The following is a 16,660-nucleotide window of genomic DNA, read 5'->3' on the forward strand; positions in this document are numbered from 1 at the left end:
TACATTAGTAAGCTGAATAGGCTCTATACATTTTCCAGTATATAGCCGTAATTTCAATTAGTGTATCTAAGGAGCGCATCCCACATCTCAATTTCTTTTAAAAATAAATCTTTACATTTTTTGTTTAGGTTATGAATCATTAATTCTCTATTATTTGAATAATATATTTTTACTAATTTAGTCTTAACCTGATTCCATCCATCCTGTAATTCAATACAGTATTTATCAAGTTCATTCTTGAATTGTAAATTGCCTATTGCATCTTCTAATTCATTAATCAGCAATTGGTTTGCAATATGCCTGTTTATAATTTGAAAAATTTGCGTAGAAATAAGGTCACACATATGGCCTTCAGTGAAATCTTTTTCACTTAGAATCCAAAAGTCAATAGGTATGATTCTAGAAATCTCTTCTATTATCCTTTTGGCATTAGATTTTACCTCAGAAACTGATAGCTCATATTTGTCTACAGCATTACATAATTTGTATATAATTGCATGTGGTTCAAGAGGAGAACTTTCAATTGCCTTCATCATCCTGTCCTGAGGAATTTCGAACTCTCCAAATCCATAAAAGTTCTCTTCAAAAACGTAAAATACTCCTTTTTCATCATTGAACCCATTAATATATGAATAATGTTCCCAGTGATGCTTATTCCAGCAAACACTATTGGGAATCCAGTAAAATAAATCTACTCCAACCATGACAACATCATTATTCTTTATATAATTCTTGATTAACCCTATATAATTTTCATCATGTTTAAAATTCAGAGAAGTTTGTTGAGGAAAGAACTTATTCCTAAAAACGTCTCCATTAATAACTGTGTTTACCACAAACACTTCATTATACCAGGTATTATTGGGTGTATATTCTTGTTCAATAGCATAGGAATAATCGTTTAGTAAAGCAGCTACTTTATAGCTCTTATCCATAGAAGTCAATATTGAAAAAAGTGTATTAAACTGACAGTCCATCCAAAATAAATTAAATGGTTTAAAATTTAAACGTATGTCCATATATTTTCCTTTCCAAACCTTCTATGATTATGCTATAAATATTATTTTTCTTATATAAAACATAGCTTCGCCCAATCACACCTGATTCGGTGCTACAAGGCGAAGCTAATTATTTCATCATCATAAGTTAACGCGACTCCGCGACGATTAAGCATATTTCAGAATTTTTCTGTCTGTTTTTCAAGTATTCTTGTCAATATTCGCTAAATAGTACTTTAAATGTGGATATTTAGCAATCTATGTAATATATATTAAACTATCACTTTTTTATTGTCAATGCTACCCAAGTGTGCTCTTTTATGCTATTTTATGTATATATATATTTTTTTGTTGCATTTTGTAATATATTATTATTTTTTGTCATTTATAGGGTGTAAGTACCCTTATAATCTATAGTCAGCCTTTTATAATTCTATTATTTATAGATTAAAGTTAATCTTGTTAACTATTGACATTACAGTAGCGTTTTTCTACAATTACACTAAAGGATTTCAGAAGTACTTTCTCATGAGACCTTTAAAATTTTTATTGTGAAAGGCGCAATGCTATGAGTGTTGTTCAATTACCAATAGCTGAGTCACCCATAATAGGTCTACATTATTTAGCATACCCTCTCAATATTCTTTTAAATTATGAAGATTGTATGCCTTGGTTTTACAGTAATTATATACAACTTGTACTAAGCAAAGATTTCAGCATTCCCATGACTTTTTACCCTAATTCGTTTTCTTCAAACCCTTTGCTGGGATGTCATGTAATGGTTAAGGAAATCGTTCCAAACAATCACATAAACATCCACAATTTTATAATGGATCGTATAAATAATAAGGATTATTTCTACTCAACATTTGATGAATTCTATGTTCCTAACAGGTTTTTCTTCAATAAAGAACATTTTAATCACGATTTTATGATTTACGGCTATGACTCTAACAAAATGGAGTATTACTTAATGGGTTTTGATGAAAATCGGAACTATGGTTCTTCTAAAATAAGTTTTTTACAATTTGAAAAAGCCTTTTTTTCAGAAAACGACAAAACAGGATTTATTCATCTTCTCTCAAAACGGGATAACGTTAAATATGATTTTGATTTGAGGCTGGTTTATGAGATGCTTGACGACTATTATAACAGCAGAAACAGTTCCGAAAGAGTGAGAATGAATGGATGTTTGTTAGTGAACAGGGTTTTTGGATTAGAAGTTTATAAATATCTTAAAGAATATTTTAAGTCACTGATGTGTGAAAATTTTGATTCTGATATACGCTTTTTGCATATCCTGTATGAACATAAGAAATGTATGCTTATGAGATTGGAATATATGTACAAAAATAATTACATAAACGACAACTTATACATATATGATGGCTATAAATACATTGAACAAGAAATGTTTAAAATAAGAAACCAACATCTTAAATACCTTGTAGGAGGTAAAAAACGTTGTCTGTCCCAATTGGTAGATAGCCTTTCCGAAATTGAACAAAAAGAGAGTGAATTAGTAGAAAGACTCTTGAATGCAATTTACCATAAATTGTAATTTAATTAAGCAGAACAAGACTTCCTTTAAGGGAAGCCTTTTGTATTTACAGCTCCACTGTTATGGACACTTATTATTTCCTTTGTTTTTTTCAAACTTTCCTTTAGATAACTGCCCCAAAACAACAGGTATGGTAATGATAAATAAATATACTACATAGTCCAACCAATCAATCTCTGTATATATTCTTCTACGAATGAGCATGTTATAAACTACAAAAAACAATGAAAATATAAGTAGATGAATTAATAATTTTTTAATAATATTTTTTATATCCATTTATTTATACTCCGGGTATTGCCAAGCAATTAAACTTCATTATTTAAATCACTTGGCTAATACTTAATTATTTTTAGTTTGAAATAATTCCAAACAGAACACATCCCAGAGGGAATAGTAAAATTATAATTCCTAAAATTATTGATATTATATTACATGAAGAATTTAATGCACCGTATTTAACTTTTGTCTGCTTTTTGTATATTTTGTTCATTGCTACGCCTGTACCGCCCATAATTATTAGGCATACTCCTATGAAAAAGAAGAAAGCAATTATAATTCCAATTATAGCTGCAATAAACGGCATAAAAATAAGGAAACCCATTAAACCACACCTTTACAAATTTATTATAATCAATACTCCTGCAATCAAATAACACAACGCTATTAAAATACCCGCCGACATATGTATGACCGAAAGCAGCCCATAAACGAATTTTATTTTTTTGTCTGATGTTTCAAAGTTTTTTCCTGTCTTAAGACCTTTATATCCTCGAATTATTGCAAATACAGCTAAAAACAAAACCATTGCAAGAACTAAGTAAAAAAGTATACTTCCTAATTGTGCCATATTTTCCCCCGTTATATAATTCTACTTAATAAACAGAATCATTCTTCCCACTCATTATCACTTATTTTACAGTTTTCAAAAGTAACAGAATTTTCATCATCACAAAAATAATCACATCTGTTATTTGTGATTTCAGTATCTTTAACTGTAATTTTACTTGTACTTCCTCCGTCAATTTCCTGCGTCTTGAAGAAATATGCACTGGCATCCCATGTTCCATATCTAGGTTGTAAATTGTTCACTATCTTGCACTTATCTATTAATAAATCTGTATTCCCCCAGACTTCAAAGAAACTCCATTCAAAACTGTTATTGTCTGTGAATTCACACTTTTCAAATGTAACTTCCTTTGAAATATAAGCATATACAATGTTGCTATATGCTTCATGATTTAATAGTTTGCACCCTGTAAAATTAATTTTTTCAGATCTTTGTATATCAACTGCTCTTAGTGAGCAATGGTCAATTATTGTGTCTACACAATTTAAGCGTTTTGTTCTATATGTAGAGATACCTACACTTCCACACCCATAAAGTTCTGAGTTATTAATTTCAATATCACTACAATTCGAAAAAGACAACACCCCCGCATTACAGGTATATTCACTGGGTGTATGCCCCGCAAACTGTTTAATAAATTTCTTCATTAAGACCTCCACAGAATTATTATTTTTTTATTTATAACTACTTGTTAAAATTTTACAATATTGGGTATGAATCAGTAACTTCCATATTCTCAAGCTGACCGTCACCGTTCTTACCCCATGCCCAAACCGAACCATCTGACCGAAGTACTACACAGTAAGTTGAGCTTATACTAATCTGTGTGTTTTTCGTGCCTTTATCCGTATCTGCGGAGACATCTGTGCAATTAGCACCTATGGAGAACGCTGCCAAATAAGCAATAACAAAAAAAAATAATATACTTTTCTTCTTCATTAAATCTATACCTCCTGTAAAATGTTAATTTAACTTGTCGCCAAAACTGAGATAATTATTAGCTACCAGAATAGGTATTTGATAAAGTCATAGAATAGTTTTTCATAGCACAGTTTTCTTTTTCATATAAACCCCTTTATTGAAGAAATTTAATTGAATTCAATACTAATTTTACCACAATATGCTTGCTTGTCTATCGTTTATGGAATCTAAATAGTAGAGAATTAATATTTATATTATAAAAACTATCTCCCGGCCTAGCCGGGGGTTTTTCTTAGCGGGCGTAGCCCTTTACTACTAGCCACGCCTAAGGGCGTTGGTACGGTCTGCCACATGCGACAGAACTATTACTTGCTACCCATTAACGGGTTATCACAGTCTAATGTGAGTTGACCATTCAGCTGATCATCTTTAATTGCTTTTGTATATATTCTTTTATCCTTTTCGCATCTTTGCCTGCTGTATCAACATAATATCCTCTGCACCAAAATTCTCTATTTCTATATTTATCTTCATATTTCATTTAATGTAAGACCATGTTATATATGAAATGATCTTTTGTTATAAAATTTCGTTGTAATGTAATAAAACCCATGTGAAATGTTGTTAATTGGGTTTAAAAGGTCGGTTTTATCGACCAGTAGGAGATTGCTCCAGTGATATATTTACCTAACAATTATTTACTTAAAATGACTTTCTTCTTTAAAAAATAGCAAGATTCATTGTATTTTTAAGGAAAAGTGGGCAGAAAGTGAGTAGCATACTTATTTACAATAATATACAATGTTTAACAATTATTATATAAGGGAGGTTTGAAATGAAAAATTACAAACCTGTATATTCAATTATCGCCTCAATCGCGATTCAACTCTGCCTCGGTGTTGCATATCTCTGGAGCCTTTTTCAGACAGGTATCGCAAAAAGCATCTTTGATGGTGACAACGCAGCTGCAAGCCTTACATTCTCGCTCCTTCTTGCTACCCTCACATTTGGAAGCATTTTAGGCGGAAAGCTTGCTGCAAAATACTCAATCCGCACTGTAGTCATCATTGGTGGAGTAATACTCTCTCTCGGATTTTTCTTTGCTTCATTTGTCACCGCTTCTGTACCGTGGCTGCTTTGGCTGACTTACGGGGTCATGGGTGGCGTCGGTATGGGATTCACTTATTCGACAACTATATCTTGTGCACAAAAGTGGTTCCCCCACAAAAAAGGGCTTGTCACAGGGGTTATCGTTTCAGCGCTCGGCTTCGGTGGTGTTGTGTTTACACCGATTATAGAAGCTCTCATCAAACAATTCGGTGGGCAGCAGGTGGGCGAACAGAAAACCTTTATGGTTCTCAGCGGACTTTTTCTTGTCATTTGTACAATTGGTGGACTTGTGATCAAAAACCCACCTGACGACTTTGCAAATAAGAAACAAGATCCGAGTGGAGCGGCAGTGCACGAATCCCCCGCACCTGTAGGTGCTGATCTATCACCAAAGCAAGTCCTTGCAACGCCTTCTTACTATTTTGTTACACTTGCAATGGCTCTCGCCTGCATGGGCGGCCTTATGATGATTGGATTTGCCAAGCCTATTGCAGTTGCTAAAGGACTTGAGTCAACTGCGGTGGTGGGAGTTCTTATAATATCTATATGCAACTCGCTTGGCCGACTCCTGTGGGGTATAATTTCGGACAAGATAGGACGCAAGCTTACTCTTATTATCCTTCTTGCAGGCTCGGGCGTCATGTCCTTATTTGTCAATGCCGCAAATGGTTACTGGATTTATGTCGTTATCGCCTTTATAGGCTTTTTCTATGGCGGTTTCTTAAGTAATTTCCCAGCGCTTACCGCTGATTTGTTTGGAGCTCGTCACATGGCAACAAATTACGGTATGGTGTTGCTGGGATTTGGCATTGGAGCGGTCGTTTCCTCATATGTGGCCGGATATTATAAAAACATAGCCGCTACTGATATATCCTTGATGTTCCCGGCTTTTATAATCGCAGCTATCTGCGCAGGCGTGGGAATATTGCTTATTTTACTCTTGAAAGTAAAAAAGGTAAGTGTTCACTGAGGTGACAATACCAATACCAGCTTTTTTGCCCTGTTGTCTTCCGGTTCATCCCTGAAGGCGGCAGGGCTTCTTCTTGTTTGAAATACTTCCCAAAGGTTCACATGCACCCCAACAGTTTTTTATTTTCACCGGTTATACTGACAAATAAATAAGTATTGTTGACTGACCTCAGATTCATCCTTCATCTTATCATCCCGTCACTAAATGTATAAAAGGTGAACTAAGTCTATATTATGTATTAAGTAATACTTTAATGTTTCAGATAAGAATTTTGTGAAACAGGGGGTAATCTATATGAAATACAAAGCTGAAACCTTCGACTATTTACAGTACTTATACCATACGACTGGTTTTAACGATCACCAGGTACATTGTGTAATAAAATTTGAGACAAAGGTTAATTCTCTTATTATGAAAAAGGCAGCCGGAATATTGATTAATACTGTACCTATATTGGCAAGAGTGTATAAACAAAACGAAGTGTGCCCGTATTGGGAGGATTCAGATACTTTAAAAGAATATTTTTATGTTGTAGAAAGTTATAAAGATTTTGAAGCTTTTACTTTTTCCAAAACAAATGAAGAGCTTGGCCCGCAGATTAAATTTTGCTTGCTGCGAGCAGAAAGCGATTCACTATCAATCGTAGTTAACCATATGGTCACTGATGGTGCAGGAATAAAGCATTGTGTCTATCTTTTATCCGAAATATACTCACGACTTCTTATAGAGTCAGACTATAAGCCTGAATATGTTATAGATGGTGACAGAGGCTTTAAGGATGTCATTTCAGGACTAAGTTTAATTGATAAAATCAAAATCCTGATATTCAATAAAAAAGATAATAATCAAAGCATCCAATACAAATTTCCAATGAGTATAAATGAGAATATTTCACCCTTTATATTAACTCATGAGGTTTCAACAGAAAGGTATACACAAATCCGAAATTTTTGTAATTTAAACATGGTAACCGTAAATGACGTAATGCTTACTGCATATTTTAGAGTTCTGTCAAAAATAATAAAAATAGACGGAGAATTATTTGGTGTACCAATTATGATTGATATGAGAAGACATTTAAAGGATAAATCCCTAAATACACTTACTAATCTCTCTTCAACTGCAATTATAAATGCTTGTGTTTACCAGGATGAAAGTTTCTTGCAAACCTTAGAAAAAATAAGTAATGAAATGAAAAATAAGAAAAATAATTATTTAGGGCTAAATACTTTCTTAAAATTAGATACTTTATTTGGGTTTTGTAAAGGTAAGCTTCCGTATAAAATACTAAAGAATTTATTAAAAAACCCCAATATATGCATGACGAACATTGGAATCATTGATTCAGAAAAGTTAGTATTCTTAGGCTCTCCTATTTCAAATGCTTATATATGCGGATCAATTAAATACCGTCCACATTTCCAAATGGCTATAAGCAGTTTTAACAATAAGATGACATTAAGTGTTAATTTATATGGTAGTCAAGAAGATCGTGATGCCATTAGTGAGTTTTTCGCTCTGATAGATGATGAATTGTTGAATTTTACATAGATTAACAGGTAATCAGCTTGATTTAACTATTTTCCCATCACTACATAAGAAAAGCCTATATATAGGCTCTCCTCCACTTTTTCTGAATATATTAAAAATAGGTAGAAACGGCTATAAAAGAGACCAAGTTATCCTGTAAGCAGTAATAATTACAGTACTAAAATTTCCTCTTATCTACCACTCTATTTGCCTTACCTTCGCTTCTTTCTATGGTCTTGGGCTCTACAAGCTTGACATTTGCATTAATTCCCAAAGTACTTTCTACCTCTTTCTTAATCTTATCTTCAAGGTCTTCAACTTTCTTAACTTCATCTGAAAACATATTCTGAGACATTTCAACACATATCTCAAGTACATCCAGATTATCAATCCTGTCCACTATCAAAAGGTAATGAGGTGCCGTTTCACCTACCTCTAAAAGTACATGCTCTACCTGGGACGGGAACACATTTACACCCCTTATTATAAGCATGTCGTCGCTTCTTCCTGTAACCTTGCTCATTCTCACCAGTGTTCTCCCACACTGACATTTTTCATAATTCAATGAGGATATATCGTGTGTCCTGTATCTGACTAATGGGAGTCCTTCTTTTGTAATGGTTGTGAAAACAAGCTCTCCATTTGTTCCTGGAGGCAGAATTTCCTCTGTCTCAGGATTTATTATCTCAGGAATGAAATGGTCTTCCTGTACATGTAAACCACACTTGCAGGGGCAGTCAATCGACACTCCAGGCCCTATAATTTCACTAAGCCCATATATGTCCGTTGCTGTGATTCCCAACTGTGCCTCTATTTTCTTTCTCATGTTACTTGACCAGGGCTCCGCTCCGAAAATACCGGCCATGAGTCTTAATTCACTACGGTCTATTCCCATTTCCTCCATTTCTTCTGCCAGATAAAGTGCATATGATGGAGTACATGCCAGAATAGTCGTTCCGAAGTCCTTCATTATTTGCAACTGGCGTTTAGTATTGCCTCCTGAGGCAGGTATAACCGAGGCACCTATTTTTTCAACACCGTAATGTATTCCAAGCCCTCCAGTAAACAAACCGTATCCGTATGCTACTTGAACTATAGATTCCTTATTAGCACCTGCACTATACAGTGACCTTGCCACTACTTCACTCCAGATATCCAAATCCCCGCGTGTATAACCCACAACCGTCTGTTTCCCTGTTGTCCCGGAAGATGCATGTATTCTTACAATCTTACTCATCGGCACGGCAAACATCCCGTACGGATATGTGTCCCTTAAATCCTGCTTGTTTGTATACGGCAATTTTTTCAAATCTTCCAATGATTTTATATCACCGGGTTCAATACGGGCTTTTTGCATTTTGCTACGGTAAAGGGGTACATTGTGATAAACCCTCTTAATCGTGTCTATAAGTCTTTTTGATTGAACCTCGGTCATTTCATCCCGCGACATGCACTCGTATGTTGAGTTCCAGTATTGCATAATTTTACCCTCCTAAATTATATCCAGCAAGCCCACTACATATCCTCAAAATAGCGTCAGAGATTACACATAATAACAGTTCCACTAAAAAGCAATAATCAGTTAACTTTCATACAACATGTTTTAATAAGTATATTCCGATTAATACTCTCAAAAATAATATATTTACATAATGAAACAAATGTACCAACTTGCTTAAATTATATAACTTTTTTTGGTAATTAACGTAACCATATAATTGTAACAGTTGCATAAAGCAATACATAATATAACATTATGAGATTATATCAAAAAAAACTAGATAGTTATGTAAACAACATTGACATATGGTAATTATGAATTTAAAAATCCAATTATTTATGGAGAGAGATAATATGAAGTTTATATTGAAGTCTGATAAAAATAAAATTAATATGTCCAAGTTGCCTCAAACAGCAGAAAATTATTATAAGAAACTTAACAAGGCATTAGCTAAATACTCCGGTATTAATATACAAAAATGTAGAAATACTGTGGACAGTTCGGAAATTATACCGGTTAACGCATACGACATATTTAATTATGTTGCAAAGTATAAAACGGCAAATTTTCAAATACAGGCCATTATGGAGCTAGATGGAAGGTTGGACTTCGACAAGCTTGCAAAAGCAGTAAGATTGTCGGTTGATGCAGAACCAGTCCTGGGATGTGGATTTATTAAGAAATGTTCACCCTATTGGAAGCGTTTTGATGACATTGATAATATAAATTTTTGCTCCTTGGTTGAGACGGATAATATAGACGAGGCTGTTCAACACTTCCTGGAAAGTCCTATGTATATGGATAATGCCCCTATGTTTATGGTAAAACTCATACGCTCCGGTAAACATGATACTTTGGGTGTGAAAATCAACCATGTATGCAGTGATGGAGCTGGTGTAAGAGAATATATACAACTTCTTTCAGATATTTATTCCCGTATTGATGCCGGAGATAAAGAATATACTCCAAGCTCGAGTGTACGAGACAGGGAGGATCATGAGAACCTATTATATGCACTCGACAAGGAAAGTATGGATACATCCTGGAGTCTCCATGAACAAATATCACTGCCTACCTGGAGGTTTCACTGGAAGAACAGACGAATGGGTGATACACGTTTTGTGGTATGCAGACTTCCTTACGGGCATTTGGATATACTAAAAGATTATGCTAAAACCAGAAATGCAACAATTAATGATTTGATTTTAACAGCAATTTTTAGGGCTATGTTTGAAATTTCCAAGCCTCCATACGGCGTACCAATGGATATTCCTATTACAATGGATTTGCGAAAGTACCTCCCGGACCATAAGGCTCAGGCAATAAGAAATCTCTCAGGAGGAGTTGTAATAAAAATAGGCAGGAAACCTCATGAATCTTTTGAAGGAACCTTATCTAGAATAATACCCTTGACGAAATACTTTAAAAACAAACATCCAAATGCAGAAAATATCAGAATGGCAGACTACATTGAAGCAATGAGTTTCCGCCAGATCTGCTCATACTTCAAGGCTATATCCCAAGTTAATGAATTAGAGTCCCTAAGTCCTTTTTCTGGTGTCAATACGTGCGCCCCTGTATTATCAAATTTTGGATTTACCTCTAAGTCTTTAATCAGGTTCGGCAAGAATGTTGTTACTGACGCATATATCATCCCGCCTGTTGTACGTGCTCCTGGTATACTCTTTGCAGCCAGTACCTATGACGGTGTAATTACTTTGTCAGTGGGCTATTACAAACCTTCAGTCCGAAAGAGTACTATGGAAGGTCTTCTTAATAAAATCAAAGATGAGCTGGTGGAAGGTTGCAGGCAATAGCCATAAGGATAGTCATTTAAAAAACATTTCACACATCGTCCTAAAGCAGCATATATTATTACGGTAAACATTACATTTGCATCTGCAGAAAGGGTGATTTGATATGACTTATAAAGAAAAGCTTAATCTTCTGGAAGAATTGCTACTCATCGAAAAAGATACACTGGATGGAACTGTAGAGCTGAATAGTATCAGTGAATGGGATTCCATGGCTGTAATAACTACAATCGCTATGTTTGATAGCGTTTATAACAAGAACATCAAGTCTGAGGAAATAAAGCAATTTAAAACCATACAGGACATTATTGATAAAATGGAGTGAGGTGCGGTTAATTGGCTAACGGTATATTGAAAAATGTGGAGATTAAAGGTATAGCATGTGCAGTACCTGATCATTTAGTAAATAACGAAGATTTTTTTGGGGTGTTCGGAGAGGAAAGTGTACAAAAGTTTATTAATATGACAGGTGTCAAAACGAGGCGTGTAGCTATTGACGAGCAATGTGCCTCAGATTTATGCTATGTTGCTGCAAAAAAGCTCATGGAAAGGTTGAACTGGGAGGCCTCTACCATTGATGCCTTGATATTCATTACCCAGACACCTGATTATGCAGTACCAGCAACCGCATGTGTTATGCAACATAGACTCGGGCTAAGTGATGAATGTATTGCCTTTGACATAAACCTTGGATGTTCCGCTTATGTCTACGGCTTGTGGCAGGCTGCTACAATGATCTCTACACAGAACATAAACAGAGTACTTCTACTCGTTGGTGATACCAGTAATTTTGGAATAAACCCGAACGACAGTGCAACTGCAATGATATTTGGTGATGGAGGCACAGCAACTGCTTTGGAAAAAACAGAAGGTAAGGATATTAAATACTTTTTGAAGACCAAAGGCAGCGGCTATAAGTACATTATGGTACCTGCAGGCCATGCAAGAAGCAGGAGCCAAACTATTGTGGATAAGTCGGAGTATGAATTGTCCATGAACGGCGCTGATATTTTCAACTTTACTATAACTGATGTACAAAAGTCTTTGGCAGACTTTATGGCAGAGAACTCCATTGGTAAAAATGATGTAGATATGTATGTGTTTCATCAAGCTAATTTATTTATTATTAAGCATTTGACGAAAAAACTGGGTATTCCTATAGAAAAGGTACCCATATCTATTGACAGATACGGAAACACAAGTGGTGAATCTATTCCTCTGACACTGGTTGATGCATTGGGTTCAGAGCAATCGGATGATACAATAAAACTTCTACTATGCGGTTTTGGTGTTGGTTTATCCTATGGAGCAATTTATCTGGAAATGAAAAAGTCCGCTTGTATCCCTATGATATACACTAATTATTATTTTGATGGGGTTGATAAAAAGTGAAAAACCCAATGGATTTAAGTGGAAAAAATATATTGGTTACCGGAGCTTCCTCTGGAATCGGAAAAGGCATTGCCATATATCTGAGTAAAGTCGGTGCAAACATTATTATGGCTGCCAGAAATGAAGGAAAGTTGAAAGAAACATTCAACGAGCTGGAACCCGGCAACCATTCCTATTACCTAATTGATTTAAATAATTTGGATGAAATAGAAGACATGATAGACAATATATGTAGTGATGGAAGAAAACTTAACGGTATTGTACATTCAGCCGGTATCTCAAGCACAATTCCTATACAATACATAAAACTTGATAATTTAAAAAGTATTATGTCTGTAAATTTTTATTCCTTTATAGAGCTTGTAAAACATTTTTCCAAAAGGAAGTATAATGACAATGGGGGCAGTATAGTAGCAATATCATCTATTTCAAGTAAAGTAGGTGCCAGGGGCTTGGCTGCGTACTGTGCAAGCAAAGGTGCCCTTGACAGTTCAATCAGACCAATAGCACTGGAGCTTGCAGCAAAAAACATCCGAATAAACTCTATTGCACCCGGAATGATTAAATCTCAAATATATGATGGTTTGATTGAGCTTGTCAACAATAAGGATTTTGAAACCGATCTGAAAAAACGGCAAATCTTAGGGCTGGGAAAACCCGAGGATGTCGCTTCCGTAGCCGCATTCCTTTTAAGTGATGCATCAAAGTTTATTACCGGCACATCTATTACGGTTGATGGCGGTTATTTAGCACACTAGACTCAAAATTTTGAAAAGCGCCCGTAACCGGGCGCTTTTCTTATACAAAATTCCTATCTTAACTTTTATATCCTTGAATAAGCTCATTCTTTATTAAACTAAGGAGCCTATCTATATTCTCCTTGCTGACTGTACTCTTATAATAACCAACTGCAAGTGTTAAAACGGAGTTGTACGTGCTTGTCATTAGTAAAAGGCCTGGTGCACGAACAACGGGCGGTAAAATAAAAGCGTCAATGACAGTGTTATTTCCAAAACTTATTAAAGACTTTGATAAAATACCTAAATTGGATAAAGTAGGTACACATTTATCACCAAAATACAGAGGACAAGTAGATTGTGTCTTGCTAGTATCAGCCTGGTAATAGGCAAGTGTTTCTTTAAAGTTTATATTTTCTAAACGTTCCAGACCAATAGCACTTTGCAAACCAGGATACCCCTTTTTTATTTTTTTCATCATATTGGAAACTCTTTTCAAAGTTCTATTAAAGGGTTCATTTATCAGCATTATAAGCCTGGTGTTTACCGAACCTGAAAAGTTTCTTATTGCCATGGTTTTATGATCAGGTAGATAACGACGTAAATCAATTGTAACTGGAATTTCCATAGGCACACCATATATAGGCTGCCCCATTTCAAGCATTGCTCTATAATAAGCAGTAAGTATATAATCATTAACTGTAGCGTCAAGGCTTTTGGCATATTTACTTATTTCCTCCAAATGCCCGGAATGTAATCTGGAGACTGACATAAGAATAGTATTAGACCCGCTTTGTTCCCAGGGAAATGGCCAAGTAGGCATACAAATATCCGAGCCGGGTATAAATATCGCATCTTGATTTGTTATACCCAATTCTGCAAACATTCTATCCTGGTCTTTTCTCCCAGCTATTCTGGGCTCAGGTTCAAAGGTACCATTCTTTTGATTAAGTTTGGTATATATGTCCGCCAGAAGCTGTACATATTCCTGTGTTCCTATTCCATCACAACAAGCGTGATTCATTTTTATAGCTAAAACATCACTTCGGCCTGAGCGTATTAGCCTTACATTCACCATTGGAGCAAAATCAAGGTCTACATCATCTCGTATAAAATTATGAATCGCTTGATCAATATTTTCAGTCTCTTCAAAAGTACAGAAATCAATCATGTTAATGTTATCCAATGGTTTCCAATAAGGCTTCCTATCTTCGATGAACCGACATCCCAAAATAGGCTCTACAACTATTGACAATTTTACGGCCTGTTTTAATTTATCGAAGTCCAACCTTCCATCTAGCTTCATTATGGCTTGAATCTGAAGATTTGCCATATTGTATCGTGCTACATAATTGTAAATATCATGCCCGTTAGCCGGAAAAGTGCCTGCTCTATCTTCCTCATTATATAAATGTTGCGGCTCCATGAAATTTTTTTCTAATAGTTTAGTATAATCTTTATAATAGCGTGTGACACTTTGTATCATTTTGTTGTAATTATTCTTATTATTTTTATATATATCTTTCATATAAAATTCACTCCAATAAATCAGAATTTCTGCTAAACCTTGCTTTATAATAAAGCAAATATTATTACGTAATTAGTCCCTGTTAACTTAATTGTGCCAAGCGTTTATCAATTATGTTCATTAGCCACTTTTTTTCTCCAGGTATATTGTCTTTGAGCCTTGAGGCAGCCACTGGAAGCATCCATGCATCAATATCCTCATACTTAACTCTGGCAATCTTCATATACTCATTTACGTAAACCTGATATGCCAGCAGTCTAGGGTAATAGCTCAGCATATTCATTGGATCAGGTACTCCGGAAAAAGTCGGTGGACGGATAATCAAGCATGTCCGGGCAACGTCCCCTGATGGGTTTCCCGTATAGGCGCCATTCCAGTCAATAGGTACCAATTTGTTACCTGAAAGTATTATATTATTAAAATGGAGGTCGCCATGACAAATACTTTTACCATCAGGTAAACTTTCCATATAGTCTAATATTCTTTTTAGCCTTCCGCGAAGTATACAAGATGAGGCCTTTATTTTATATGTGAATTTTTCCTTCTGGGTTGGTAACCCATTTACCGAAAATTTATGAATATTATGTTGCAAAACTGCCAGCTGCTGCACATAATAATATAATTCCCAAGGTTGTATCCTGAGATGCTCCATTATTGACTTACCAAATATCCTTTGGAACACTATACCTTTACGTCCATCAATTTCAACCTTATCAAATACAGCTGGCGATGTTATACCCGATTCATGAACTAAATATCCAACTTTCGCCTCTCGATTTACCCATTCATCATTACTAAACTTATTGAAATACAGCTTTAAAACTTTATCCTCGCCCCACTCATATACCTCGGCAGTTACACCACTGCCTAGCAATTTTCCTTTATTCATGGTTGACTCCTTTTTTATCAAGCTGTGAAAGCGTTGATATTATTGCCTGTGAACATACATAGTGCCGTTGTCCCCATTAATACCGCCTATTTCTACTCTAGTCTTCAGTGATGTATATATTTGGGGTGCTGCCTTTTCTATATTGAGTGGCTTGATATCTCTACCTGTCCACGCATGAACAGTACTTCCGAATGCTATAGTCTTTCCGCTTTTTTTGTTTAGCACTTTGTATTCAAATCTTACCTTTACGCAGGATATAAATGTTATTCCTGTAATAACTGTTATTTCATCACCATATCTTGCAGGGCTTTTAAATTTACATTCCAACTCTGAAAGTGGAAGATAAAATCCCTGAGAATTAATACTTGAATTTGGGATGCCTGCTTTGTACAAATAGTCTCTCCTGCCGATTTCAAACCACTTTGGGTAATTAGAATGATGTACGATACCCATTTTATCTATTTCAGAATACCTGACAGGAAACGAAGTTCTGGTTGTCATTATAATCTCCATTCCGCCTCTATTGCGGCAAAATAAATATTAATGAAAAGACACTTTTGGCTTTTCTCTGTACTATGAGTTCCATGTAAATAAAAGTAATTCTTTACCGTTTTATCAGATTGTTTCTAATATTTTCCCTTAAGTATCTTTAGTTTTCTTATCATAAGTTTTCAATTCTGTTGTCATAATTGTTTGCCCCTTAACTCGTATTTCTACAGAAATAACGGAATTAAATAGACATAATTTATACTATATTTGCATTATGATCTTTAATAGCATTATATGAACCATTTACATAAATGTTACAGTCAAGTATTATGTCAAGAAACTTTGGCAAAATCCTACCAAAAAACGAATA

Annotated in this window: 17 protein-coding genes and 1 pseudogene; 7 read left to right on the forward strand and 11 right to left on the reverse strand. The window is 35.0% G+C overall.

Annotated elements, in window-relative coordinates; all coding sequences use genetic code 11:
• Window positions 1-53: 53 nt before the first annotated feature.
• The gene (locus tag L323_RS24535; RefSeq protein WP_020814291.1) at window positions 54-1,019 is read right to left on the reverse strand and encodes a hypothetical protein; all 966 of its coding nucleotides are present in this window, start codon (window positions 1,017-1,019) and stop codon (window positions 54-56) included.
• A 757-nt stretch (window positions 1,020-1,776) separates the two neighbouring features.
• Here L323_RS24535 and L323_RS24540 point away from each other — a divergent pair.
• On the forward strand, window positions 1,777-2,559 hold the full coding sequence (locus L323_RS24540) for a hypothetical protein (protein WP_020814292.1): 783 nt from the start codon (window positions 1,777-1,779) through the stop codon (window positions 2,557-2,559).
• Between the two features lie 60 nt (window positions 2,560-2,619).
• On the opposite strand, the gene L323_RS24545 is transcribed toward L323_RS24540, so the two are convergent.
• The 6 genes and pseudogenes from L323_RS24545 to L323_RS41580 all read right to left on the reverse strand — a co-directional run.
• Complete coding sequence (locus tag L323_RS24545; RefSeq protein WP_020814293.1) at window positions 2,620-2,838, reverse strand: hypothetical protein; 219 nt, start codon at window positions 2,836-2,838, stop codon at window positions 2,620-2,622.
• Between the two features lie 73 nt (window positions 2,839-2,911).
• Complete coding sequence (locus L323_RS24550; protein WP_020814294.1) at window positions 2,912-3,163, reverse strand: hypothetical protein; 252 nt, start codon at window positions 3,161-3,163, stop codon at window positions 2,912-2,914.
• Between the two features lie 12 nt (window positions 3,164-3,175).
• Window positions 3,176-3,409 carry a hypothetical protein gene (locus L323_RS24555; RefSeq protein ID WP_020814295.1) on the reverse strand — a complete coding sequence of 78 codons (234 nt, stop codon included), beginning with the start codon at window positions 3,407-3,409 and terminating at the stop codon, window positions 3,176-3,178.
• A 38-nt stretch (window positions 3,410-3,447) separates the two neighbouring features.
• Window positions 3,448-4,056 (reverse strand): right-handed parallel beta-helix repeat-containing protein, encoded by a 609-nt coding sequence (locus L323_RS24560; RefSeq protein WP_020814296.1) that lies wholly within the window; start codon window positions 4,054-4,056, stop codon window positions 3,448-3,450.
• A gap of 52 nt (window positions 4,057-4,108) precedes the next feature.
• Window positions 4,109-4,348, reverse strand: a complete 240-nt coding sequence (locus L323_RS24565) for an RCC1 domain-containing protein (protein ID WP_020814297.1) — start codon at window positions 4,346-4,348, stop codon at window positions 4,109-4,111.
• A 347-nt stretch (window positions 4,349-4,695) separates the two neighbouring features.
• A pseudogene (locus L323_RS41580) lies at window positions 4,696-4,871 on the reverse strand (transposase); the annotation flags it as partial.
• A gap of 294 nt (window positions 4,872-5,165) precedes the next feature.
• Between L323_RS41580 and L323_RS24570 the strand changes: the two are divergent.
• Window positions 5,166-6,410, forward strand: coding sequence for an OFA family MFS transporter (locus tag L323_RS24570; protein ID WP_020814298.1), 1,245 nt, complete (start codon window positions 5,166-5,168; stop codon window positions 6,408-6,410).
• Window positions 6,411-6,704: 294 nt separating this feature from the next.
• Window positions 6,705-7,961 carry a WS/DGAT domain-containing protein gene (locus L323_RS24575; protein WP_020814300.1) on the forward strand — a complete coding sequence of 419 codons (1,257 nt, stop codon included), beginning with the start codon at window positions 6,705-6,707 and terminating at the stop codon, window positions 7,959-7,961.
• Window positions 7,962-8,118: 157 nt separating this feature from the next.
• Here L323_RS24575 and L323_RS24580 read toward each other — a convergent pair whose 3' ends face one another.
• Window positions 8,119-9,420 (reverse strand): phenylacetate--CoA ligase family protein, encoded by a 1,302-nt coding sequence (locus L323_RS24580; protein ID WP_020814301.1) that lies wholly within the window; start codon window positions 9,418-9,420, stop codon window positions 8,119-8,121.
• A 374-nt stretch (window positions 9,421-9,794) separates the two neighbouring features.
• Here L323_RS24580 and L323_RS24585 point away from each other — a divergent pair, with 374 nt between their 5' ends.
• From L323_RS24585 to L323_RS24600, 4 genes are all read left to right on the forward strand, one after another.
• Window positions 9,795-11,258: a condensation domain-containing protein gene (locus L323_RS24585; RefSeq protein ID WP_020814302.1), complete on the forward strand. Its 1,464-nt coding sequence runs from the start codon at window positions 9,795-9,797 to the stop codon at window positions 11,256-11,258.
• Between the two features lie 103 nt (window positions 11,259-11,361).
• Entirely contained in the window at window positions 11,362-11,580 is a 219-nt protein-coding gene (locus tag L323_RS24590; RefSeq protein ID WP_020814303.1) for a phosphopantetheine-containing protein, read from the forward strand.
• An 11-nt stretch (window positions 11,581-11,591) separates the two neighbouring features.
• Complete coding sequence (locus L323_RS24595) at window positions 11,592-12,647, forward strand: 3-oxoacyl-ACP synthase III family protein (RefSeq protein ID WP_020814304.1); 1,056 nt, start codon at window positions 11,592-11,594, stop codon at window positions 12,645-12,647.
• Window positions 12,644-13,405, forward strand: a complete 762-nt coding sequence (locus L323_RS24600) for an SDR family NAD(P)-dependent oxidoreductase (protein ID WP_020814305.1) — start codon at window positions 12,644-12,646, stop codon at window positions 13,403-13,405. The genes L323_RS24595 and L323_RS24600 overlap by 4 nt, the downstream gene beginning before the upstream one ends.
• A gap of 58 nt (window positions 13,406-13,463) precedes the next feature.
• On the opposite strand, the gene L323_RS24605 is transcribed toward L323_RS24600, so the two are convergent.
• The 3 genes from L323_RS24605 to L323_RS24615 form a co-directional block, all read right to left on the reverse strand.
• Window positions 13,464-14,912 (reverse strand): condensation domain-containing protein, encoded by a 1,449-nt coding sequence (locus tag L323_RS24605; RefSeq protein ID WP_020814306.1) that lies wholly within the window; start codon window positions 14,910-14,912, stop codon window positions 13,464-13,466.
• 82 nt (window positions 14,913-14,994) lie between these two features.
• Entirely contained in the window at window positions 14,995-15,801 is an 807-nt protein-coding gene (locus L323_RS24610) for an aminoglycoside phosphotransferase family protein (protein WP_020814307.1), read from the reverse strand.
• A 39-nt stretch (window positions 15,802-15,840) separates the two neighbouring features.
• On the reverse strand, window positions 15,841-16,302 hold the full coding sequence (locus L323_RS24615; RefSeq protein ID WP_020814308.1) for an acyl-CoA thioesterase: 462 nt from the start codon (window positions 16,300-16,302) through the stop codon (window positions 15,841-15,843).
• Window positions 16,303-16,660: the final 358 nt, after the last annotated feature.

Source organism: Ruminiclostridium papyrosolvens C7, assembly GCF_000421965.1.
Classification (GTDB): domain Bacteria; phylum Bacillota; class Clostridia; order Acetivibrionales; family DSM-1351; genus Ruminiclostridium; species Ruminiclostridium papyrosolvens_A.